This window comes from Paraburkholderia sp. J11-2 (genome assembly GCF_905220185.1).
GTDB lineage: Bacteria > Pseudomonadota > Gammaproteobacteria > Burkholderiales > Burkholderiaceae > Paraburkholderia.
Map to the genome: position 1 here is coordinate 170,497 of NZ_CAJMYY010000010.1, position 20,431 is coordinate 190,927.

At 65.3% G+C, this 20,431-nt stretch carries 20 protein-coding genes and 3 tRNA genes; 7 read left to right on the plus strand and 16 right to left on the minus strand.

Annotated elements, in window-relative coordinates; all coding sequences use genetic code 11:
- Positions 1-46 precede the first annotated feature (46 nt).
- The gene (gene otsA, locus U5A57_RS16295; RefSeq protein WP_321912503.1) at positions 47-1,477 is read right to left on the minus strand and encodes an alpha,alpha-trehalose-phosphate synthase (UDP-forming); all 1,431 of its coding nucleotides are present in this window, start codon (positions 1,475-1,477) and stop codon (positions 47-49) included.
- Positions 1,478-1,580: 103 nt separating this feature from the next.
- Entirely contained in the window at positions 1,581-2,333 is a 753-nt protein-coding gene (gene otsB / locus U5A57_RS16300) for a trehalose-phosphatase (protein ID WP_321912505.1), read from the minus strand.
- 385 nt (positions 2,334-2,718) lie between these two features.
- Here otsB and U5A57_RS16305 point away from each other — a divergent pair, with 385 nt between their 5' ends.
- From U5A57_RS16305 to U5A57_RS16315, 3 genes are all read left to right on the plus strand, one after another.
- Positions 2,719-3,348: an SCO family protein gene (locus U5A57_RS16305; protein ID WP_321912646.1), complete on the plus strand. Its 630-nt coding sequence runs from the start codon at positions 2,719-2,721 to the stop codon at positions 3,346-3,348.
- An 80-nt stretch (positions 3,349-3,428) separates the two neighbouring features.
- Complete coding sequence (locus tag U5A57_RS16310; protein WP_321912506.1) at positions 3,429-3,896, plus strand: copper chaperone PCu(A)C; 468 nt, start codon at positions 3,429-3,431, stop codon at positions 3,894-3,896.
- Between the two features lie 86 nt (positions 3,897-3,982).
- Positions 3,983-4,852, plus strand: coding sequence for a cytochrome c oxidase assembly protein (locus U5A57_RS16315; protein WP_321912647.1), 870 nt, complete (start codon positions 3,983-3,985; stop codon positions 4,850-4,852).
- Here the strand turns inward: U5A57_RS16315 and U5A57_RS16320 are convergent.
- The 7 genes from U5A57_RS16320 to uvrC form a co-directional block, all read right to left on the minus strand.
- A complete protein-coding gene (locus U5A57_RS16320; protein WP_321912507.1) occupies positions 4,828-5,316 on the minus strand; it encodes a GNAT family N-acetyltransferase in 489 nt (162 codons plus the stop codon). The genes U5A57_RS16315 and U5A57_RS16320 overlap by 25 nt on opposite strands.
- 86 nt (positions 5,317-5,402) lie before the next feature.
- On the minus strand, positions 5,403-5,675 hold the full coding sequence (locus U5A57_RS16325) for a DUF2164 domain-containing protein (protein WP_321912508.1): 273 nt from the start codon (positions 5,673-5,675) through the stop codon (positions 5,403-5,405).
- A 101-nt stretch (positions 5,676-5,776) separates the two neighbouring features.
- A tRNA-Cys gene (locus tag U5A57_RS16330) sits at positions 5,777-5,850 on the minus strand.
- Between the two features lie 137 nt (positions 5,851-5,987).
- A tRNA-Gly gene (locus U5A57_RS16335) sits at positions 5,988-6,063 on the minus strand.
- Positions 6,064-6,139: 76 nt separating this feature from the next.
- Positions 6,140-6,215: transfer RNA gene (locus tag U5A57_RS16340), tRNA-Gly, on the minus strand.
- A 178-nt stretch (positions 6,216-6,393) separates the two neighbouring features.
- Positions 6,394-6,984, minus strand: coding sequence for a CDP-diacylglycerol--glycerol-3-phosphate 3-phosphatidyltransferase (gene pgsA, locus U5A57_RS16345; RefSeq protein WP_042261239.1), 591 nt, complete (start codon positions 6,982-6,984; stop codon positions 6,394-6,396).
- Between the two features lie 123 nt (positions 6,985-7,107).
- On the minus strand, positions 7,108-9,348 hold the full coding sequence (gene uvrC, locus U5A57_RS16350) for an excinuclease ABC subunit UvrC (protein ID WP_321912510.1): 2,241 nt from the start codon (positions 9,346-9,348) through the stop codon (positions 7,108-7,110).
- 212 nt (positions 9,349-9,560) lie between these two features.
- On the opposite strand from uvrC, the gene earP reads away from it, so the two are divergent.
- The 4 genes from earP to U5A57_RS16370 all read left to right on the plus strand — a co-directional run bounded on the left by earP (position 9,561) and on the right by U5A57_RS16370 (position 13,721).
- Positions 9,561-10,745 carry an elongation factor P maturation arginine rhamnosyltransferase EarP gene (gene earP, locus U5A57_RS16355; RefSeq protein ID WP_321912512.1) on the plus strand — a complete coding sequence of 395 codons (1,185 nt, stop codon included), beginning with the start codon at positions 9,561-9,563 and terminating at the stop codon, positions 10,743-10,745.
- Positions 10,746-10,926: 181 nt separating this feature from the next.
- Positions 10,927-11,484 (plus strand): elongation factor P, encoded by a 558-nt coding sequence (gene efp / locus U5A57_RS16360; protein WP_321912514.1) that lies wholly within the window; start codon positions 10,927-10,929, stop codon positions 11,482-11,484.
- 312 nt (positions 11,485-11,796) lie between these two features.
- Positions 11,797-12,006 carry a CsbD family protein gene (locus tag U5A57_RS16365; RefSeq protein WP_028206671.1) on the plus strand — a complete coding sequence of 70 codons (210 nt, stop codon included), beginning with the start codon at positions 11,797-11,799 and terminating at the stop codon, positions 12,004-12,006.
- Between the two features lie 329 nt (positions 12,007-12,335).
- Positions 12,336-13,721, plus strand: a complete 1,386-nt coding sequence (locus U5A57_RS16370) for a sigma-54 dependent transcriptional regulator (protein WP_321912516.1) — start codon at positions 12,336-12,338, stop codon at positions 13,719-13,721.
- 101 nt (positions 13,722-13,822) lie between these two features.
- Here the strand turns inward: U5A57_RS16370 and nagZ are convergent, their stop codons facing one another.
- From nagZ to lepB, 7 genes are all read right to left on the minus strand, one after another.
- Complete coding sequence (gene nagZ, locus U5A57_RS16375) at positions 13,823-14,863, minus strand: beta-N-acetylhexosaminidase (RefSeq protein WP_321912518.1); 1,041 nt, start codon at positions 14,861-14,863, stop codon at positions 13,823-13,825.
- A 54-nt stretch (positions 14,864-14,917) separates the two neighbouring features.
- Entirely contained in the window at positions 14,918-15,328 is a 411-nt protein-coding gene (acpS, locus tag U5A57_RS16380) for a holo-ACP synthase (RefSeq protein ID WP_321912519.1), read from the minus strand.
- Positions 15,329-15,381: 53 nt separating this feature from the next.
- Positions 15,382-16,146, minus strand: coding sequence for a pyridoxine 5'-phosphate synthase (gene pdxJ, locus U5A57_RS16385; protein WP_321912520.1), 765 nt, complete (start codon positions 16,144-16,146; stop codon positions 15,382-15,384).
- Positions 16,143-17,147 carry a DNA repair protein RecO gene (recO, locus tag U5A57_RS16390; RefSeq protein ID WP_321912522.1) on the minus strand — a complete coding sequence of 335 codons (1,005 nt, stop codon included), beginning with the start codon at positions 17,145-17,147 and terminating at the stop codon, positions 16,143-16,145. Before recO ends, pdxJ begins: the two co-directional genes overlap by 4 nt.
- Before the next feature lie 18 nt (positions 17,148-17,165).
- Positions 17,166-18,071 carry a GTPase Era gene (gene era, locus U5A57_RS16395; protein WP_321912524.1) on the minus strand — a complete coding sequence of 302 codons (906 nt, stop codon included), beginning with the start codon at positions 18,069-18,071 and terminating at the stop codon, positions 17,166-17,168.
- Positions 18,072-18,123: 52 nt separating this feature from the next.
- Positions 18,124-19,293 carry a ribonuclease III gene (gene rnc, locus U5A57_RS16400; RefSeq protein WP_321912525.1) on the minus strand — a complete coding sequence of 390 codons (1,170 nt, stop codon included), beginning with the start codon at positions 19,291-19,293 and terminating at the stop codon, positions 18,124-18,126.
- Positions 19,294-19,514: 221 nt separating this feature from the next.
- Complete coding sequence (gene lepB / locus U5A57_RS16405) at positions 19,515-20,411, minus strand: signal peptidase I (protein WP_321912527.1); 897 nt, start codon at positions 20,409-20,411, stop codon at positions 19,515-19,517.
- Positions 20,412-20,431: the final 20 nt, after the last annotated feature.

Below are 20,431 nucleotides of genomic sequence, written 5' to 3' on the forward strand. Positions count from 1 at the left end.
AAGCGGCTTTTTTTCGCTCTCGCCGAGGCGGGCTCGGCGTGGGTGCTCAGCCCCGCGCGGGCTCGAGCGGCGGCAAGCTGACTCCTTTCCGCACGCTGACCTGGCTGAGATCGCGCATGAAGCGGTCGCGCCAGACCGAGACATTGTTCTCCCGCAACTGGCCCATCATGTCCCGATAGCGCGCAAGCCGCTCGGCAAGCGGCATGGCGAGCGCGGCATTGAGCGCGTCGGCCATGCCGTCGATATCGAGCGGATTGACGATCAGGGCGCCCGAAAGCTCCTGCGCCGCGCCGGCGAAGCGCGAGAGCACGAGCACGCCCGGATCTTCGGGGTCCTGCGCCGAGACATATTCCTTGGCGACGAGATTCATGCCGTCGCGCAGCGGGGTGACGTAGCCGACGTTCGACGCCCGGAACAACGCGGCCAGCACCGCCCGTTCGTACTGGCGATGGATGTACCAGATCGGCGTCCAGTCGAGTTCCGCATAGCGGCCGTTGATGCGCCCCGACTCCGCCTCGAGGCGCAGCCGGATGTCCTGATAGGCGTGCAGGTCGGCGCGCGTAGGCGGCGCGATCTGCACGAACGAGACCTTGTTGCGCTGCGCCGGCGCGTGGTCGAGCAGGCGCTCGAACGCGCGAAAGCGCTCCACGAGCCCCTTCGAGTAGTCGAGCCGGTCCACGCTCATGATGACCTTGCGCCCGTGCAGCGTGGCCTTGAGCGTGCGCACCGGCTTGCCGCGTTCGCCCGCTTTGGCAAGCTCCGCGATTTCGTCGGGATAGACGCCGATCGGGTAATCGCCCGCGCAGAGCGTCTGCCCGAACGCCTCGATGCGCGTGAGGCCGTCCGCCTGCAGCGCGGTCGTGCCGCCCGCCTCGTTCACGATGTAGTCGCAAAACGCGCGCAGATCGGGCCTGGTCTGGAAGCCGAGCAGGTCGAACGCGCAGAGCGCCTGAACCAGTTCGCGATGCGGCGGCACCGCCAGCAGAACCTGCGAGGCCGGAAACGGAATGTGCAGGAAAAAGCCGATGCGGTTCTTCACGCCCGCCGCGCGCAGCGCCTGGGCGAACGGAATGAGGTGATAGTCGTGGACCCAGATCACGTCGTCTTCGCGCAGAAGCGGCACGAGTTGCTGCGCGAGCCACGCGTTCACGCGGCTATAGCCCTCGTACTCGTGGCGGTCGTACTGGACGAGATCGGCGCGGTAGTGGAACGCGGGCCAGAGCGTCGCGTTCGAGAAACCGCGGTAGTACTGGTCGTAGTCGCGCCGCAGCAGGCCGATGGTGGCAAAGGTCACGGGCCCGCGCTCTTCGAGCGCGATCTGCGGCTGGCCGGAGGTGAGCACGTCCCCGCTCCAGCCGAACCACATGCCGCCGGTTTCCTTGAGCGCGTCGTACACGCCCACCGCGAGGCCGCCCGCGGCCGGACCGCCTTCGGAAATCGGCGCGACGCGGTTCGATACGATGATCAATCGGCTCATGAGGGGCGGGGTCCGTGCTGGAAATCAGTAGAGCAAGGCGCACGCGAGGCATCGCCGCGCGTGACGCAATCAACGTGGGGAGTGAAGCGAGGCATGCGCGCGCTCACCGGGCGCCCGGCATGGCCGCGACGAGCGACGCGAGCCAGCCGATCAACGCGTCGACCGAATCGATGCGTGTTTGCGCGATGGTGTCGCCGCCGCCGACCTTGATCGACAGCCCGCCCAATGCGTTGACGACGGCGAAGCCCTTCTCGTCGGTCAGATCGTCGCCGGCGAACACCGGACGGCGGCCCGCGAACGGCGGCTCGTCGAGAAACGCGCGCAGCGCGCGGCCCTTGTCGACGTCCTTCGGCTTGATCTCGTAGACCATCTTGCCGGGTTGCAGCACGTAAGCGTCGGCGTAATCGGCGGCGAGGCGCTCGGTCGCGGCGCGCGCGGTGCCCTCGTGCTCCGGAACGTTGCGGTAGTGCAGTGCGAGCGACGCGCCCTTGATCTCGAGCAGCATGCGCGGATGCGTGCGCACCACCTCCGCGAGCACCTGCTCCATGCGCAGCAAACGCTCATCGTTGAAGCCGACACGCTGCGTGTCGCCGTTGGCGTCGCGCCGCTCGGCGCCGTGCAAACCCGCCACGGGCAGATCGGGCATGCCGAGGAAACCGTCGATGCTCTCGATGCCGCGCCCCGAGACGATCGCCACGGCGCCGTGCGTCGTGCGGCGTAACTCATGCAGCAGCGCGAGCATGTCGGGACGCACGAGCACGCCGTCTGGCGTGGGCGCGAGATCGACGAGCGTGCCGTCGAAATCGAAGAAAAATGCCGTCTGGTCAGGCGGCAGGACTGCCGGAAGTACTTGCATTGCGTTCTTTTCACCCATCGGCCTGCTGGCCGGGTATGGCCCCGGGCAGCGCCCAGGGAAAGTGTGCGAATCTTACCGCGCCTTGGATCGATTATCGAGAAAGTAAGGGGCTGACCGGCTGCGCGGGCCTGGCCGGAGTCGAATCGGCTCGCCTGCGGTCCGGTTTGTCGAAAGTTGGACTCCCCTGCCAGGGCGGTGATTCAGCCGATGCGAGCCGATGCGGCATATCGACGCGAGCGATTAGCACGACCGGGGCGCTCGCGACCGGGCAGCCCCAATTTTGCTACAGTCGCAGCGACAAGCCGGGCCCAATGCCCTGTTCGAGCGCGGCTAACGTAATCCAATCGAGTCGACGAGATTGCTTTTGTTCCTCACCTTCGAGCCCATGCTGCGCACGTTCCGCACCCGCCTTTGCAGCGGCCTGCGCAGCCTGCGGCACGCGGCGCTCGCGGCGGGCGCCTTGCTGCTCGTGGCATGCTCGCACCCGGGCGAGCCGTGGCAGCTGACGAACGTAAGCGGCCACCTGCCCGACCTCGATTTCGCACTCACGGCCGACAATGGCCAGCCCGTAACGGGCGCGAGTTTTCGCGGGCGCACGACGCTCGTCTATTTTGGCTATACGCATTGCCCGGACGTCTGCCCGGAGACAATGGCGCGCCTGATGCAGGTTATAGCGAAGCTCGGCCCCGATGCGCAGAAAGTGCGGATACTCTTCATCAGCGTCGATCCGGCGCGCGACACGCCGCAGGCCTTGCACGCCTACGTCGGCGCATTCGATGCCCAGCATGCGCGCGGCCTGACCGGCACCGACAGCCAGATCGAGTCGCTCGCGCGGCGCTACCGCGTGGCCTACCAGATGGAAAAGCGCGACCCCGACGGCAGCTACGAAGTCACGCACAGTTCGGCCGTCTATGTGTTCGACGCGCAGGGCCACGCGCGCCTGCTCGCCACCGACAGCAACACCCCAGACGCGATCGCGCACGACCTGCGCCGCGTGATCAACGACACGGCGTGAACGCATGCCGCGTCGCGGGTCCTATCATCGAGCCTTGATGTAACAGCAAGGCGCAACAGCAAACCGCAACAGGAAACGTTATGACGAAGAACCTCAAGTCACTCACCGTCTCGCTCGGCTGCGCGCTGAGCACCTTCGGTGCGCTCGCCGCTTTCGCGCCCGCCGCACACGCCGCCCCGGGCGCGCTGAGCACGCAGGACGCGTGGGTGCGCTGGCTGCCCAACGACCTGCCTGCGGCGGGCTATGTGACGCTCAAGAACGATGGCGACCAGCCGGTCGATCTCGTGGGCGTATCGAGCAACGCTTACGGCATGGTCATGCTGCATCAGACGGTCTCGAATGGCTCGACGCAGAAGATGATCATGGTGCACAAGGCAACGGTGCCGGCGCACGGCACGCTGGCGATCGCACCGGGCGGCTACCACCTGATGCTGGAGAAGGCGAAGCACAAGATCGCACCGGGCGACACGGTGAACGTGAAGCTGCAATTCTCGGACGGCGAAACGCTCGACACGCCGTTCGCAGTCAAGTCGCCCTCAGGGCAGTAAGGCCGCAGCAAAACCAACGCGCGCATCCCGTATGGTTGCGCGCGCAAGCATGTTGAATCCGCGATGAGGCCGCCGCCATGCTCGCGATGACCCTGATCTACTGGCTCCAGCCGTGGGAGCCCTCGCCGACCGTGATGATCTGCACCCTGCTCGCGGCGGTGCTGTTCGTGCGCGGCAAACGGCACGCGCGGGTGTCGCTCGCGCGCCAGCTCTCATTCTGGTTCGGGCTCGGCGCGCTTTATGTCGTGCTGCATACGCGGCTCGACTACTACTTCGAGCACGAGTTCTTCATGCATCGCGCGCAGCACCTCGTGCTGCATCATCTGGGGCCGTTCTTCATCGCGCTCGCCTACCCGGGCGCGGCGCTGCGCGCGGGCATTCCGTTCAAGTGGCGCCAGCGCTTCGTGCGCCCCGTGCTCGCCGCGCGACCCGTGCGCGTGGCGCTCGACATCGTCATGCATCCCGTCGTCGCGGTCGGACTCTTCGTCGGGCTCATCTACTTCTGGCTCTTTTCGCCGATCCACTTCATCGCGATGCTCGACTGGCGCCTCTACCGCGTCATGAACTGGAGCATGGTGATCGACGGGCTGCTGTTCTGGTGGCTCGTGCTCGACTCGCGCCCCGCTCCGCCCGCGCGCCTCTCGCCGGGCAAGCGCGTGCTCGTCGTGATCGCGGCGATTCCGCCGCAAATCGTGCTCGGCGCGTTCATCTTCTTCACGCCGCGCGAGCTATATCCGATTTATTCGATCTGCGGCCGCGCATTCACCTGGCTTTCGCCCATGCGCGACCAGCAGATCGGCGGGCTGCTGCTGTGGATTCCGGGGTCGATGATGAGTGTGGTCGGCGCACTGATCGCGCTGCGCCACTGGATGCGCCTATCCGCGCGCGGACGTTTGCCGCAGCACCGGCGTGGCGCGCGACCAACATCGAATCAGGCCGAGCGCATCCACACGTGAGGAATGCCGTCCTCGTCGTGAATCTCGCCAACGGGTGAGAAGCCAAACGCACCGTAGAACTTCTGCAGATGCGCCTGGGCATGCAGACGCATCGCGACGTCCGGCCATTGGCGCGCGATCTGCGCGATGGCGCGTTCGAGCAGCGCGTTGCCGAGCTTGATGCCGCGATGGTTCTGCGACGTCACCACGCGGCCGATACGCACATCAGCATCCTCTGCATCGGGTAGCAGCACGCGCAGATAACCCGCGAGCGCTCGCTCGCCGCCCTCTTCGCTCCATGCGAACAGATGCCACGCGCCGAAGTCGAGACCGTCGATATCGCCATACACACAGTTCTGCTCGACGACGAACGCGTCGGAGCGCAATTTGAGCATGGCGTAGACTTCACGCGCGTCGAGCGCGTCGAAGGCTTTCCATTGCCAGTCGAATTGGGGTAGCGGCAAGGCGGCGGACTGCACGGTCATGGTCTGCGATTTCCATCGAAGCATAGTGAATGACCACGATTATGCCGCGCGCCGCGCATGCTACAAACCCGCGACTCAGGCGGCGCTCACTTTCGCCGGCGCGGCGCTTCGTACTTGCGCCAGTACTGGAACGGCTCTTCATGCAGATCGATGTCGAGATCGACGATGCGCGCCTGCATGCTCTCCTGCGCGTCGGCAATGGCCTTGTTGTAGACCGCCGGCGCGATCTCTTCGAGAAAGAAGCCCAGCAGCGCGCCCGCCGCGATGTTACCGATCGGCTCTTCCATGTTCGCGTCGAAATAGCGCTGGATGGAGGCGATCGCTTCGCTGCGCGCGTCTTCGGGAAGTTCGATGGACATGTCGGGCAACCGGAGAGGATGGGTGCCGGCTATTGTGCGCCACGTGCGCGAGCGCGCAGCAAAAAACAAAAGCCACCCGAAGGTGGCTTTTGTTTTGCATCTGGAGGCGCGAGCCGGAGTCGAACCGGCCTACACGGCTTTGCAGGCCGCTGCATAACCGCTTTGCTATCGCGCCAGAAGCGGACTGACTGGAACGCGGCGAACATCAGGCAAACTGCTTGAGCCCGCAACGACCGGACAGATTTGTTTGATGGCTTGATACTGATGCAAGCCTGCCAAACAAAAAGGGAAGCGTTGCTTCCCCTTGGCATTTGGAGCGGGAGACGAGTCTCGAACTCGCGACCTCAACCTTGGCAAGGTTGCGCTCTACCAACTGAGCTACTCCCGCAAATGTCCTGCTTTACTGCATTTTTCCTGCTTCAGCGCTTCGTTTTTACTACTACAAAACGCCGCACCTTAAATTCTGGAGCGGGAGACGAGTCTCGAACTCGCGACCTCAACCTTGGCAAGGTTGCGCTCTACCAACTGAGCTACTCCCGCATATTCGCTTCAGATATATGCCTAACTTCGGCTTATCTTCTGCTATCTCCACCGCATCTGCTTGCTTGCTACTGCGTCGTGCAGCGGAGAAGTGAGATTATGTATAACCCGCAGAATCGTGTCAACCCCTTCGTGTGATCTTTTTGGAAAAAGACACATGGGATTCACACCACGCCGCTCACAGGCTTCCCCGTTCGCGGATCTGCGGCCACGCGAGCTTCATGTAGTAGAGCATCGACCAGATCGTGAGGAACGCCGCCACATAGATGAGCCACGCGCCCCACACGCGCGAGTCGAACAGCGTCACGCCGCCGAGCGTAAGCGGTGCGTAGAACAACAGCATGGGAATCGCGACCATCTGGCACGCGGTCTTGAACTTGCCGAGCGAATTCACGGCCACGCTCTTCGACGCGCCGATTTGCGCCATCCATTCGCGCAGCGCCGAAATCGCGATTTCGCGTCCGACGATCACGAGCGCGATCACGGCGTCAAGCCGCTGCAGATGCACGAGCACGAGTAGCGCCGCGGTCACCATCAGCTTGTCTGCGACGGGATCGAGGAATGCACCGAACGAGGACGTCTGATTCCACTTGCGCGCGAGAAAACCGTCGAACCAGTCGGTGAGCGCCGCGAGCACGAAGAGCAGCATCGCCAGTACGTTCTGCTGCATCGGGGAAAGCATTGTCTGCGGCAGATAGAACACGCCGACCACGAGCGGAATCGCCAGGATCCGCAGCCAGGTCAGGAGAATCGGAATATTGAACGGCATCGGCTGGCGCTATCTGTCGGGGGAGATGCAATTATGGGAGATGCAATTGTGCCGCGTCGCCGCACCTGCCACAAGCAACCGTAAGGATTGGCCGGGCCGCACCCGGCCCGCAAGGCCGCCGCATCAGTGAAGCTGCTGGTAGATCTGCTCGGCGAGCGCGTGTGAGATGCCCTCCACGCTCGCCAGATCCTCCACACTGGCCGCCATCACGCCGCGCAGGCCGCCAAAGCGCGCGAGCAGGCGCTGACGGCGCTTCGCCCCCACGCCTTCCAGTTCTTCGAGACGCGAAGTCTGGCGCGTTTTGCCGCGCTTCGCGCGCATGCCCGTGATGGCGAAGCGGTGCGCCTCGTCGCGAATCTGCGCGACGAGCATGAGTGCCGCGCTCTCCTTGCCGAGTTCGAGCGGCGCACGGCCGTCGGCGAACACGAGCGTTTCGAGACCGACCTTGCGCCCCTCGCCCTTCGCCACGCCCACCAGCATCGCCGGATCGAGACCCAGTTCAGTGAACACCTGGCGCGCGATCTCGACCTGCCCCTTGCCGCCGTCGATCAGCACGATGTTGGGCAGCATGCTACCGGGCGGCGGGGCTTCGACTGCCTCGCTGGCTTCCGCGGCTTCGGACGCTGCATTCGGGTCGGCGGGATCGGGGGCCGGCACGGGCGGCGGCGCCTCTTCGGTTTCGGCGCGCGCCGCTTGCGCGACCATCTTCTCGTAGCGGCGCGTGAGCACCTGACGCATGGCGGCATAATCGTCGCCGGGCGTGATGCCGGTGATGTTGTAGCGGCGATATTCGGCCGACTGCATCTTGTGATGGTGATAGACCACGCACGACGCCTGCGTCGCCTCGCCCATCGTGTGGCTGATGTCGAAGCACTCGATGCGCAAATGCGCGAGGTCGTCGAGTTCGAGCCCGAGCAGTTGCGCGAGCGTGCGCGTGCGAGCCTGCTGGGAACCCTGCTCGGAGAGCAGGCGCGCGAGCGCGAGCCGCGCGTTCTGTTCGGCCATGGCGAGCCACGCGCGCTTCTGACCTTGCGGCTGACGCAGCAGCGTCACCTTGTGCCCGGCCTGTTCGCTCAGCACATCGACAAGCTCGCGGTTTGCGGGCGGATGGCTCACGACCAGCACGGGCGGCACGCGGTTGCCGAAGTAGTGCTGCGCAATGAAGGCGTCGAGCACTTCGGATTCAACGCCGATCTCGCGCTTCGTGCGCGTGCCCGCTTGCGACTCGATCGCGGGCGCGGTGGCGGTATCGGATTCGGCATCGCCTGCATCGTCGCTCGCGTCGTCTTCATCCTCTGCGAGGTCGGCCGCGATGGCGAGCGGATCGGCTTCGAGCGCCGCATCGTCTCGAGCGTCGGCCTCTTGCGCTTCTTCGACGTAATCCTCCACCGTCTTGCGCGCAAGCGAGGGCAGCGACTTCAGCGCGCTCGCCGCAACCACGGTGTCGCTGTCGATTTCCTCGGCAACGCCGCCCTCTTCGTCGGTCAGCGCGCGCTCCACATGCGTCGGGAAATACGCCTTGTCGCCCAGATGCCGGCCGCCGCGCACCATCGCGAGATTCACGCACACGCGCCCGCCCAGCGCCACCACGGCAAGAATGTCGACATCGCTCTCGCTGCCCGTTTCGATGGCCTGCTGATGCAGCACGGTCGAAAGCGAACTCATCTGGTTGCGCACGGATGCCGCCTGCTCGAACTTCAGCTCCGAGGCGAACGCGTGCATCTTCGTCTCCAGTTCCTTCATCACCTCGTTCTGGCGGCCCAGCAGAAAGCGCGATGCGTTGTTCACGTCGCGCGCGTAATCCTCTTCGCTGATCGCCCCCACGCAAGGCGCCGTGCAGCGGCCGATCTGATGCAGCAGGCACGGCCGCGTGCGGTTGTTGAACACCGAGTCTTCGCAGGTGCGCAACTGGAACACGCGCTGCAGGATCTGGATACTCTCGCGCACGGCCGAGGCGCTCGGAAACGGCCCGAAGTACTGGTTGTTGCGATCGACCGCGCCGCGGTAGTACGCCATGCGCGGGAACGTGTGCCCGGTGATCTTGAGAAACGGATACGACTTGTCGTCGCGAAACAGGATGTTGTAGCGCGGCGTGAGTGCCTTGATGAGATTGTTTTCGAGCAGCAGCGCCTCGGCCTCGGAACGCGTGACCGTGGTCTCGATGCGCGCAATACGCGTGACCATCATCGCGATGCGCGGCGAAAGCTGCGTCTTGGTGAAGTAGCTCGACACGCGCTTTTTCAGGTCGCGCGCCTTGCCGACGTAGAGGACCGCGCCTTGCGCGTCGTAGTAGCGATAGACGCCCGGCAGATGCGGCAGCTGCGCGAGCGCCTTTTTCGGGTCGAAAACGTCGGTGTCGGTCATCCAGTTTCGGGGACGGGCGGTGCGTCGAGAGAGGTGAGACGTTGCACAGCGCGCCGCCGTCGCGACGCGTTCATGGCTGTGTCCTAGAATCGCAAGTTTAGATCATTCCATGCCGCACGGAACCCGTGCCGAACTTGCCAGCCGGGCGTTCTACGCCCGCCTGAGGCATGGCAGTCATGTTTGCGCCGCGTCGCGCGCCACCCAAGCTACCCATGACAGAAGCCCACACTCCCGCCGCCGCTAGCGATAGCGCCATCGCCTGCGACCTCTTTTGCGCCGTCATCGACAATTTCGGCGACATCGGCGTGTGCTGGCGGCTTGCGCGCCAGCTCGCGCATGAGCACGGCTGGCAGGTACGCCTGTTCGTCGACGACTTGCACGCGTTCCAGAAGCTCTGCCCCGCGCTAGACGCGAGCCGCGCCACGCAATCGGTCGAGGGCGTGCTCGTCGAGCACTGGCACGAGCCCGAGCATGCGGGCGACACGCTGCAGATCGCCGATGTCGTGATCGAAGCGTTCGCGTGCGAGCTGCCGCCCGTGTACGTCGCGGCGATGGCCGAACGCGAGCGCAAACCCGTCTGGCTCAACCTCGAATATCTGAGCGCAGAAGACTGGGTGGCCGATTTCCACCTGCGGCCCTCGCCGCACCCGCGCTACGCGCTCGCCAAGCACTTCTTCTTTCCTGGTCTCGGGCCCGGCACGGGGGGCGTACTGAAGGAGCGCACGCTCGACGCCGCGCGCGCGGACTTCGAGCGCTCGCAAGACGCCCGCGCCGCGTGGTGGCAGCGCGCCACGGGCGGCGCGCCTCCGGGGCCGGAAGCCACCGTGATCTCGCTTTTCGCCTACGAGAACCCAGCCGTCGATCACCTGCTGGAGCAATGGCGCGACGGGGCAAAGCCAGTGGTTCTGCTTGTGCCCGAGGGCCGCATCTCCGGCGCGCTCGCGCGCTTTTTCGGCGAGCCGGCGTTCGGCGCGCGCGCTCAGGCCACGCGCGGCGCGCTGCACGCGCACGCGCTGGCGTTCACCGAGCAGCGCGGTTACGACTCACTGCTCTGGGCGAGCGATCTGAACTTCGTGCGCGGCGAAGATTCGTTCGTGCGCGCGCAATGGGCCGCGCGACCGTTTGTCTGGCACATCTATCCGCAAGCCGACGATGCTCATCTGCCAAAACTCGACGCAGCGCTCGCGCACTACGGCCGCACGCTGCCGCAGGCGCCGCGCGCCACGCTCGAACGCTTCTGGCATGCGTGGAATGGCCGCGGTACGCCGGACTGGGCCGAATTCGCGCAGCATCTGCCCGTCTACGCGGCGCGCGCGAACGCCTGGGCCGCCGAACTCGGGCAGGTCGGCGATCTCGCCGGAAATCTCGCCGAATTCGCAAAAACTCAGTTAAAATAAGCGGTTATCCGACGGCAGCCGTCTCAAGCGCTTCGAGTTTCGCGCCCCACATCGCACATACGCGAATGAGGGTCGCAGCAGTTGCAACCGCAGCACCCGCAACACCAACCGAATCCGCTTGCGACGTTTGCCGTCGAGCACACTCGAAGCTACTTCAATCTGGACAGGACAGTTTTTTATTATGAAGACCGCACAGGAACTCCGCGTCGGCAACGTCGTGATGATCGGTAACGACGCGATGGTCGTGCAAAAGGCCGAATACAACAAGTCGGGCCGCAACGCCGCCGTCGTGAAGATGAAATTCAAGAACCTGCTGACCGGCGCCGGCATGGAAACCGTGTACAAGGCAGACGACAAGTTCGACGTCGTCGTGCTGGATCGCAAGGAAGTGACGTACTCGTACTTCGCCGACCCGATGTACGTGTTCATGGACGCCGACTACAACCAGTTCGAAGTCGAAGGCGAGATGATGGGCGACGCCCTCAACTACCTCGAAGACGGCATGGGCTGCGAAGTCGTGTTCTACAACGAGAAGGCCATCTCGGTCGAACTGCCGACCGTGCTCGTGCGCGAAATCATTTACACGGAACCGGCTGTCAAGGGCGACACGTCGTCGGGCAAGGTCCTGAAGACCGCCAAGCTGAACACCGGGTTCGAACTGCAAGTGCCGCTCTTCTGCAACATCGGCGACAAGATCGAAATCGACACGCGTACGAACGAGTACCGCAGCCGCGCCTAAATGTAACTGCGGGTAACCGCGGCATACTGCAGCGCAAGAACGCCTGCCCCGCCCGCCTTGGCGGGCAAGGCGGCAAGCGTCGTGAAAGCGCCCCTCGGGGCGCTTTTTCTTTTTTTGCTGAACGTGTATGTTTGAGACTGCCACGGAAAACCTTACCGGTTATGCGCAACGGATTGCGTACTTGCCGCCTGCCGCAAGCAGGCGGCAAGCAAGCGCAGCGCGCGCCGGTCAGATTGACTCCCGCGGCACGGTTTCTGCTGTGAGGTGAGAGAGCATGCGTTCCACACTCTTTCCCTTTATCAGGAGAAGCAAATGAATAACGACATTGCTGAAGGCAAGTGGAAGCAGTTGATCGGCAAGGCCAAAGCGGCATGGGGCGAGTTGACGGACGACGAACTCGCGAAAGCCGAAGGCCGTGCGGACCGACTCGCCGGGCTCATCCAGGAACGTTACGGCAAGACGCGTGACGAGGCAGAACTGGAAGTGCGCCGCTGGTTCGACGCACACCGGCCGCGCGACTAAGGCCGCGTCCGCGGCACGGCCGGTACGGTCGCCGCCCACTTGCAGGCAAACAGGGGGTTGCACGCACGCCCAGGCGCCACGCGCTTCGGCCTTGTGCTGCTGCCCGGCCGCCACGCTGCCGGGCATAGCCGTCGCGCCCCCGCTCTGGCGCAGCACAACTGGGAGGACCGGAACTGAACACCCTGCTACGAGACATCTCCGTGATCTCGGTGAAATCTTTCGCATCGTGCCGCGCTTGCCCGCGCCGCGCGGCTGTCTGCCGGGGCGCGCGCGCTACCCAGCGTGCGCAGCGCCGGCGCGAATGCGCTCATCCGTAAGCCGCTACCGCCATGCCACATGCCCTGATTGTCGAAGACGATCCCAATAGCCTGTCAGGTCTGTCAGCGATCCTGTCGGCCGACGGGTTCTCCGTCGACACTGCTGCCACGCTCGCGCAAGCGCGCGCCGCCCTTGCCCGCTTCATTCCCGATGTCGTACTCGTCGACCTGAACCTGCCCGACGGCGGCGGGCTCGAACTGCTTCCGTACTTGCCCGCGCAGCCGCCGGGCGGCGCGCTGCCCGTGATCGTCATGACCGGCAATGCCACGGTCGAAAGCGCGATCGAAGGCCTGCGCCACGGCATCTGGGACTATTTGCTCAAGCCCGTCAACATTCCGCGCCTGCGCAGCCTGCTCGCACGCATTCCGCGTCCCTACGAGCTGACCGAAGAAGTGCGCACGCTGCGCGCCGCGCTGCGCCAGATGGGCCACTTCGGGCCCATGCTCGGACGCAGCAGCGCGATCCAGCATGTCTACGACACGCTCGAACAGCTCGCGCCCACCGAATCGGCGCTGCTCGTGCACGGCGAAGCCGGCACGGGCAAGGAAGTCGCCGCGCGCACGCTGCATCAGTTGAGCCGCCGCCGCAAAGGGCCGTTCGTCGTGTGCGACGCGCACTCGCTCGTGGCAGAAGCGGCCGCCGGACGTCCGCTCGCGAGCGTGCTGTTCGGCCATGAACGCGGCGCGTTCACAGGCGCGGAACAGCGCGAGCCAGGCCTCGTCGATCAGGCGAGCGGCGGCACGCTCTTTATCGACGAGCTGACCGACCTTACGCGCGAGCAGCAGGAAACGCTGCTGCGCGCGCTCGATTCGCAAACTTTCATGCGCGTGGGCGGCAGCAGCGAGGTGGGCACCGATTTCCGCCTGATTGCCGCCACCCGCGCGGTGCCGCGTGAAGCCGTCCAGCAAGGCGCGCTGCACAACGATCTGTGGATGCGTCTCGACGCAGCGGCGATCCCGCTCCCGCCGTTGCGCGAGCGCGACGACGACGCCGCCCTGCTCGCGCTCGCGTGCGTCGACGAGCTCAATCAGGACGCCCAGTCGCACGGTCTGGCCGGCGCGACGCGGCTCGTCGCGCCATCGTTCATCCGCGAGTGCCTGGCCTATGACTGGCCCGGAAACGTGCGCGAGCTGCACGAACGCGTGAGGCGCGCGTGGCACGCCTCGGGCGAGGTGCTGGAAACCTTGCAGGCCGAGGAAAGCAGCGGCGCGGGGCCGCGCGACATGAACGGCGGCCGCGTGCAGGTGACCGTGGGCACGCCGCTCGCCGACGTGGAAGAGATGCTGATCCGCGCGACGCTCGACGCCGTAGGCGGTACGCGGCACCGCGCCGCGTCGTTGCTCGGCATCAGCCCCAAGACGCTCTACAACAAGCTGCAGCGTATGCGGCTGAACTGAGCCCACGAAGCCAAACGCTCCCGGCGCCCGGCATGTAAAAAGGCGGCCCTTCGTTTCCGGAGGACCGCCTTTTTCGTTTTACCGGCGCGGCAATCAGGGCGTCAAGGCAGCACGCTGCGCAGCAACGCCTGCGCCTCGATGTACCCTGGGTCGGCCACCAGCTTGTCCCAGCGCAGCGCCTTGCCGCGCGCGCGCATGCGCTTGATGCGCAGGTCCGACGCCTTGGCGGCGCGGCGCGGCTCGGTGGTGCGCAACGCGTCGAGCACCTTTTCGGCCTCGTGCGGCTGGTTGCAGATCAGCACCATGTCGCAGCCCGCTTCGAGCGCGGCGCGCGCGCCTTCGGTCAGCGTGCCGCCCTGGCGCGCGGCCTCCATCGAGAGATCGTCGCTGAAGATCGCGCCCGTAAAGCGCAGCCGCTTGCGCAGAATCTCCTCGACCCAGATGCGCGAAAAACCCGCGGGCTTCGAATCGACCTTCGGATAGATCACGTGCCCCGGCATCACCGCCGTGAGCGAGAGGCCGAGCCAGTCGTAAGGCAGCGCATCTTCGCCGAGGATCGCTTCGAGCGGACGCTCATCGACGGGCACCGCGACGTGCGAGTCCGCCGTCGCGAAGCCATGACCCGGAAAATGCTTGCCGCAATTGGCCATGCCCGCAAGCGACAGTCCGTGGTTGAGACTCTTGGCGAGCAACGTGACGACGCGCGGGTCGCGATGGAACGCGCGGTCCCCCACCACCTTCGACTGCCCATAGCCGAGATCGAGCACAGGCGTAAATGACAGATCGATTCCGCACGCGCGCAGCTCGCCCGCGAGGATATAGCCCACGGCCGTTGCGAGCTTGGTGGCGAGCAGCACATCCTTGTCCCACAGCGCGCCGAGGCGCCCCATGGCGGGCAGCACCGTGAAGCCGTCGGTGCGAAAACGCTGCACGCGGCCGCCTTCGTGATCGACGGCGATCAGCAAGTCTTCGCGCACCGCGCGAATGGCGTCGGTCAGCGCGACGAGCTGCGCGCGATTCTCGTAGTGGCGCGCGAACAGGATCACGCCGCCGGTCATCGGATGCGCGAGGCGGCGCACGTCGTCGTCGTTCAGCGTGGTGCCCACCACGTCGAGCATTACCGGCCCGGGATTATTCTTCATCGATGAGTTTTGCTGAGTTGTGCGTAGATGCCGCGCGACGCACGGCGATGGATATCAGCCGTTGACTGCGGCGTTCACTTCGGCGATCACGAACGACACCGCGTAGTCGTGCTCGTCGGTGATGCTCACGCGCGCCGTGATGCCGCGTTCGTCGAGCCACCGCGCGAGTTCGCCCGAGGCGACGATCACGGGCCGGCCGCCGGGCTCGTTGAGGGTCTGCATGGCGCGCCAGGTCATCGGCATGCGCATGCCAAGGCCGATCGCTTTCGAGAACGCTTCTTTCGCGGAAAACCGCGTACACAGGTACGCGAGGCCTCGCACTTCCGAGCGCGCCTTGCGCGCCTCGTACACGGCGAGTTCATCCGGGCCGAGCACGCGCGGCGCGAAGCGCCCGTTGGTGCGCTCCATGACCGCCGCCACGCGGCTCACCTGAATGATGTCGGTGCCGATACCGTAGATCGCCATGAGACTCCCGTCGAGATAGATCGATTGCGTGAGCGCTACGTGCGGAGCTGCAATCAGCCGCGCGTGCCGAGGCGCGCCGCGACCATGATCGCCTTCATTTCGCGCACTGCGTTCTCCCAGCCCGCGAAGATTGCGTGCGCAACGATCGCGTGGCCGATATTCAGCTCGACGATGCCGTCGATGGCCGCGATCTGCTGCACGTTCGTGTAATGCAGGCCGTGGCCGGCGTTCACCTTCAGTCCGAGACTGTTGCCGCAGTTCACGCCCGTCACCACGCGCTCGAATTCGCGCTCCTGCTCGCCGGCGTCGTGCGCTTCGGCGTAGCGGCCCGTGTGCAGCTCGATCACGGGCGCGCCCGTTTCGTGCGCAGCGCGGATCTGCGTTTCGTCCGGGTCGATGAAAAGCGACACGCGGCAGCCCGCATCCGCAAGCTGACGGCAGGCGGCGGCAACAGCGTCAAAGTTGCCTGCGACGTCGAGGCCGCCTTCGGTCGTCAGTTCCGCGCGCTTTTCGGGCACGAGGCAGACGTCGTGCGGCTTGATCTCGCACGCGATGTCGAGCATCTCGGCCGTCACCGCGCATTCGAGATTCATGCGCGTTTTCAGTTGCGGGCGCAGCGCACGCACGTCGGCGTCGACGATATGGCGGCGATCCTCGCGCAGATGCAGTGTGATCGCATCGGCGCCCGCCTCTTCGGCGAGCAACGCCGCGCGGATGGGGTCGGGGTAAGCGGTGCCGCGCGCGTTGCGCAGCGTGGCGACGTGGTCGATGTTCACGCCGAGGTCGATCACGTTGGGCGAAGTGAGAAAGAAGCTCATAGGTTCTGCAAGTCGATCAGAATCTGGCGCGTCGCGAGCGGCGTGCCGCCAAGGTAAGTGTTCAGCAGGAAACGCATGAGCGCCTTGCTCTGCGCAACCGTCTGGGGTCGATGGTAATCGTCCTCTTCCATGTCGAGCAACGTCTGGCCCGAAAGCAGGGGCCATTGCGCGGGCCATTCGTCCGATGCGTCGCGCACGCCGCGCTCCGGATCGAATACGTAGCGGCCTTCAGCCACCACGGCCTTGCGGTTCACGGTGCGGTTGAGCGCGAGCGCGTAGCCCGCCTCGCGCAACAGCACGCGCTCGAACGAGCGCAGCACCTGCACGGGCGGCTCGTCGTGCGCGAGGCGCGTAAGCGTGACGACGTAGTGGCGAAAGAGTTCGGGATGCGGGTCTTCGCGCGCGATGAACTTCACGAGCAGTTCGTTCACGTAGAAGCCGCACAGAAGCGCGTCGCCCGTCAGCGGCAACATGCCGCCGACCCACTCGGCGCCCGTGAGCGTGCGCACCTCGCCCTTGCCGGTCCACGACAGCGCGAGGGGCTGGAACGTTTGCAACACGCCGCGCAACGCCGAGTGCGGACGCTTCGCGCCCTTCGCGACGAGCGCCACGCGGCCGTGATCGCGCGAAAGCACATCGATGATCAGGCTCGTCTCGCGGTACGGATAGCTGTGCAGCACGAAAGCCGGCTGCTCGGCGATGCGGTAATCGGGGGTCGTGCTGCGTGAAGCGCGCGGCAGTTGCGAGCGCGCAGTGGTCTTGCGGGCGGGCCGCGGTTCGGCGCGGCCTTCGAGCGTGGCGTCGGCGCCTTCGGTCATCGCGTTGCGCGTGGCGGCGCCTTTCGACGCCTTCGTGCTGCGCGCAAGCGCCGTGCCTTTTGCGGGCGAGCGCCGCGTGCCGCGGGATTCGGACGCTTCGCCCGGTGCGAATGCCTCGTCGGCCTGCGCCTCGTCGTGCGCGGGCCAGTCGTCGTGCAGGGTTCCGGCTGCGCCGTCACTCATACGCGGTGCCCGTCGTGCTTACTCGTAACCGTAGGCGCGCAGCCCGGCATCGTTGTCGGCCCAGCCGCTCTTCACCTTCACGAAGGTTTCGAGATAGACGGGACCGTCGAAGAGCTTTTCCATGTCGAGGCGCGCATCAGTGCTGATCTGCTTGAGCTTCGCGCCCTTCTGGCCGATCACCATCGCCTTCTGCGTGTCGCGCTCGACGAGAATCGTCGCGAAAACGCGGCGCAGGCGCCCTTCCTGCTCGAACTTGTCGATCAGCACCGTGCTCGTGTACGGCAGTTCGTCGCCGGTCCAGCGGAACACTTTCTCGCGCAGGATTTCGGCGGCGAGGAAACGCTCGCTGCGGTCGGTGAGATCGTCTTCGCCGTAGATCGGCTCGCCTTCGGGCAGATACGGCTTGAGAGTCACGAGCAGGCGCTTGATGTCGTCGGGATTCATGGCCGAGAGCGGCACGATCTCGCGGAACTCGCGCAGCCCTTGCACCTGCTGGATGAACGGATACAGCGTGGCCTTGTCGCTCACGCGGTCGATCTTGTTGGCGATCAGGATCGTAGGCGCATTCGGCGGAATCAGGTCGAGCACCTTCTGATCGTCGGGGCCGAACTTGCCGGCCTCGATCACGAACAGCACGGCATCGACCGAGCTGAGCGTGGAAGTCACCGCGCGGTTGAGCGAACGGTTGAGCGCCGTGCTGTGGCGCGTCTGGAAGCCGGGCGTATCGACGAAGATGTACTGCGCGTCGTCGATCGTGTTGATGCCGGTAATGCGATGGCGCGTGGTCTGCGCCTTGCGCGACGTGATGCTGATCTTCTGGCCGACCAGCGCGTTCATCAGCGTCGATTTGCCAACGTTCGGACGGCCGACGATCGCGACCATGCCGCAACGAAAACCGGCAGGAGTGGAAGTGGGAGCGTTCATGATCGGACCGGAATAGAAAAACGGGAGGCGCGCGCGGCGCGCCTCGGTGGAATCAGTGGCCGGCATCGGCCGCGCGCACGGGAATAGCCGTACTGGCTTCGGCATGCGTCTCAGCATTGGTGCTGGTGCCGCCGGACGTCGCGGTTTGCGCGCGCTCGACGGTGCGCAGCGCCGATTCGGCCTTCACAGGGGGTGAACGGTGGCCAATGGCGCCGGCGCTCGGTACGGCATCGAAGCCCGCCGCTTTATCGGCTGGCTTGTCGCTCGCTGGCTTGTCGCCCGCTGGCTTGTCGCCCGCTTTCTCCGCACCGCGTTCGGCTTTCTCCGCCGGGCGCTCCTGCACGTGCGCGGCCCGGATCACCGCGAGCGGCGCGCCTTCGGCCGCCGCGGTTTGCACCGGACGCTCGCTGCGCGCCGAGGCGCGCTCACGGCGCTCCGGCGAGCGCAGATCGAGCGCGCCCTGCACGCCCGTCACGCCCGGGACGACCTCAGGCTCCGGCTTGGGCGCACGCGCGCCCTTCGAGCGGCGCGGCTTCGCAACGAGCGCCGGCGCCGCGGCCATGACCTCGTCGAGCGCCTTCTTCGCCGCGGCCTGCTCCGCCGCGCGACGGCTCGCGCCCGAGCCCGACACCTTCACGTCGAGCTTCGGCACCGTGCATTCGACTTCGAACTGCTGATTGTGCGCCGCACCATGCGTCGCGACGACCGTGTAGGTCGGCAACGCGATCTTGTGGCCTTGCAGGTACTCCTGCAGCAGCGTCTTGGAATCCTTGCCGAGCGTGCGCGGATCGATGTGATCGAGGATCGGCACGTAGAGGCGCTTGATGACCGTCTGCGCGGCGTCGAAGCCGCCGTCAAGGAAGATCGCGCCGAAGATCGCTTCCAGCGCGTCCGCGAGGATCGACGGGCGGCGGAAGCCGCCGCTGCGAAGCTCGCCTTCGCCGAGACGCAGGCCGTCGGCAATATTGAGGGCCTGAGCGATCTCGTAGAGCGACTGCTGCTTGACCAGATTCGCACGCACGCGCGAGAGGTCGCCCTCGTCCAGCTTGCCAAAACGTTGGAACAATAGGGCAGCCACCGCGCAATTCAGAACCGAATCACCGAGGAATTCGAGGCGTTCGTTATGCGTGGCACTGTGACTGCGGTGGGTTAAAGCCTGGCGCAGCAATTCCGCATTGCGAAATTCGTAGCGCAAACGGCTTTCCAACGGAGATTGGGGCATGGGGAGAGTATAACGCGCCCGCCGCCCCCGGCGAAAACAGGGGGCGGCGGGCGAAAAACCGTGATGAAGCGACGTTACCGAGGATTCTTCAAGTAGCGCGCGAAGATGCGATGCGAGTTATGCGAGCAAGACTCGTGTTCGCGCATGCGCTTTTTGTTGCGGCTTCTTTGGCTTCTTCGCGCGGCGTGATCAACGTGCATCGCACGTCGATCAAACACACATTACTCGAACGAACCGATGCGACGCAGGTTGCTGAAGTTCATCCAGATGAAGAACGCGCGGCCCACGATGTTCGCATCGGGCACGAAGCCCCAGTAGCGGCTGTCCGCGCTGTTGTCGCGGTTGTCGCCCATCATGAAGTAGTTGCCCGCCGGCACCTTGCAGATCACGCCGCGCGCGTTGTACTGGCAGTTGTCGCGATACGGGTAGTCCTCAGCGCCCACGATGAACGGCGGCACCGCGGGGTTGTTGAGGATGTTGTTCTTGCGGCCGTTGCCGAGGTCTTCCGTGAACTGCTTCGCGTAGCCAATGCGCTCTTCGTCGAAGAAGTCGCCTTGCGGCACTTCCGGCACCGGCTTGCCGTTGATCGTGAGCTGCTTGTCCTGATAGGACACCACGTCGCCCGGCAGGCCGATCACGCGCTTGATGTAGTCGACCGACTCGTCTTTCGGATAGCGGAACACGACCACGTCGCCGCGCTCGAGCGGCCTGCCCTGCGTAACCTTCGTGTTCGTGATCGGCAGGCGGATGCCGTAGTCGAACTTGTTCACGAGGATGAAGTCACCCACGAGCAGCGTCGGCACCATCGAACCCGACGGAATCTTGAACGGCTCCACGACGAACGAGCGGACGAGGAACACGATCAGGATGACGGGAAAGAAGCTCGCCGTGTACTCGAGCCACCACGGCTGGCGCAGCTTTTCGTTGCGCAGGTTCTGACGCGTGGCAGGCGCGTTTTCATCGGCAAAACGCTCGCCGATACGCTCCTGTTGACGGTCGAACTCCGCGACCGCCGCATCGGCGGCGAGGCGCCGACGCGGCATGAACACCAGTTTGTCTGCAACCCACGCAACGCCCGTCAAGAGAACGAGCACAAAAAGTATCAGCGCAAAATTCATGTAGAGATCCGTTGTCCGGC

Excerpts from the sequence above, each read along its gene's own strand:
- U5A57_RS16305 (WP_321912646.1), top strand. The coding sequence starts at position 2,719 with ATGCTGCGCACGTTCCGCACCCGCCTTTGCAGCGGCCTGCGCAGCCTG.
- otsA (WP_321912503.1), bottom strand. The coding sequence starts at position 1,477 with ATGAGCCGATTGATCATCGTATCGAACCGCGTCGCGCCGATTTCCGAA.
- otsB (WP_321912505.1), bottom strand. The coding sequence starts at position 2,333 with ATGCAAGTACTTCCGGCAGTCCTGCCGCCTGACCAGACGGCATTTTTC.
- U5A57_RS16310 (WP_321912506.1), top strand. The coding sequence starts at position 3,429 with ATGACGAAGAACCTCAAGTCACTCACCGTCTCGCTCGGCTGCGCGCTG.
- U5A57_RS16370 (WP_321912516.1), top strand. The coding sequence starts at position 12,336 with ATGCCACATGCCCTGATTGTCGAAGACGATCCCAATAGCCTGTCAGGT.
- pdxJ (WP_321912520.1), bottom strand. The coding sequence starts at position 16,146 with ATGAGCTTCTTTCTCACTTCGCCCAACGTGATCGACCTCGGCGTGAAC.
- efp (WP_321912514.1), top strand. The coding sequence starts at position 10,927 with ATGAAGACCGCACAGGAACTCCGCGTCGGCAACGTCGTGATGATCGGT.
- rnc (WP_321912525.1), bottom strand. The coding sequence starts at position 19,293 with ATGCCCCAATCTCCGTTGGAAAGCCGTTTGCGCTACGAATTTCGCAAT.
- acpS (WP_321912519.1), bottom strand. The coding sequence starts at position 15,328 with ATGGCGATCTACGGTATCGGCACCGACATCATTCAGGTGAGCCGCGTG.
- U5A57_RS16365 (WP_028206671.1), top strand. The coding sequence starts at position 11,797 with ATGAATAACGACATTGCTGAAGGCAAGTGGAAGCAGTTGATCGGCAAG.
- U5A57_RS16325 (WP_321912508.1), bottom strand. The coding sequence starts at position 5,675 with ATGTCCATCGAACTTCCCGAAGACGCGCGCAGCGAAGCGATCGCCTCC.
- earP (WP_321912512.1), top strand. The coding sequence starts at position 9,561 with ATGACAGAAGCCCACACTCCCGCCGCCGCTAGCGATAGCGCCATCGCC.
- recO (WP_321912522.1), bottom strand. The coding sequence starts at position 17,147 with ATGAGTGACGGCGCAGCCGGAACCCTGCACGACGACTGGCCCGCGCAC.
- uvrC (WP_321912510.1), bottom strand. The coding sequence starts at position 9,348 with ATGACCGACACCGACGTTTTCGACCCGAAAAAGGCGCTCGCGCAGCTG.
- lepB (WP_321912527.1), bottom strand. The coding sequence starts at position 20,411 with ATGAATTTTGCGCTGATACTTTTTGTGCTCGTTCTCTTGACGGGCGTT.
- U5A57_RS16320 (WP_321912507.1), bottom strand. The coding sequence starts at position 5,316 with ATGACCGTGCAGTCCGCCGCCTTGCCGCTACCCCAATTCGACTGGCAA.
- nagZ (WP_321912518.1), bottom strand. The coding sequence starts at position 14,863 with ATGAAGAATAATCCCGGGCCGGTAATGCTCGACGTGGTGGGCACCACG.
- era (WP_321912524.1), bottom strand. The coding sequence starts at position 18,071 with ATGAACGCTCCCACTTCCACTCCTGCCGGTTTTCGTTGCGGCATGGTC.
- pgsA (WP_042261239.1), bottom strand. The coding sequence starts at position 6,984 with ATGCCGTTCAATATTCCGATTCTCCTGACCTGGCTGCGGATCCTGGCG.
- U5A57_RS16315 (WP_321912647.1), top strand. The coding sequence starts at position 3,983 with ATGACCCTGATCTACTGGCTCCAGCCGTGGGAGCCCTCGCCGACCGTG.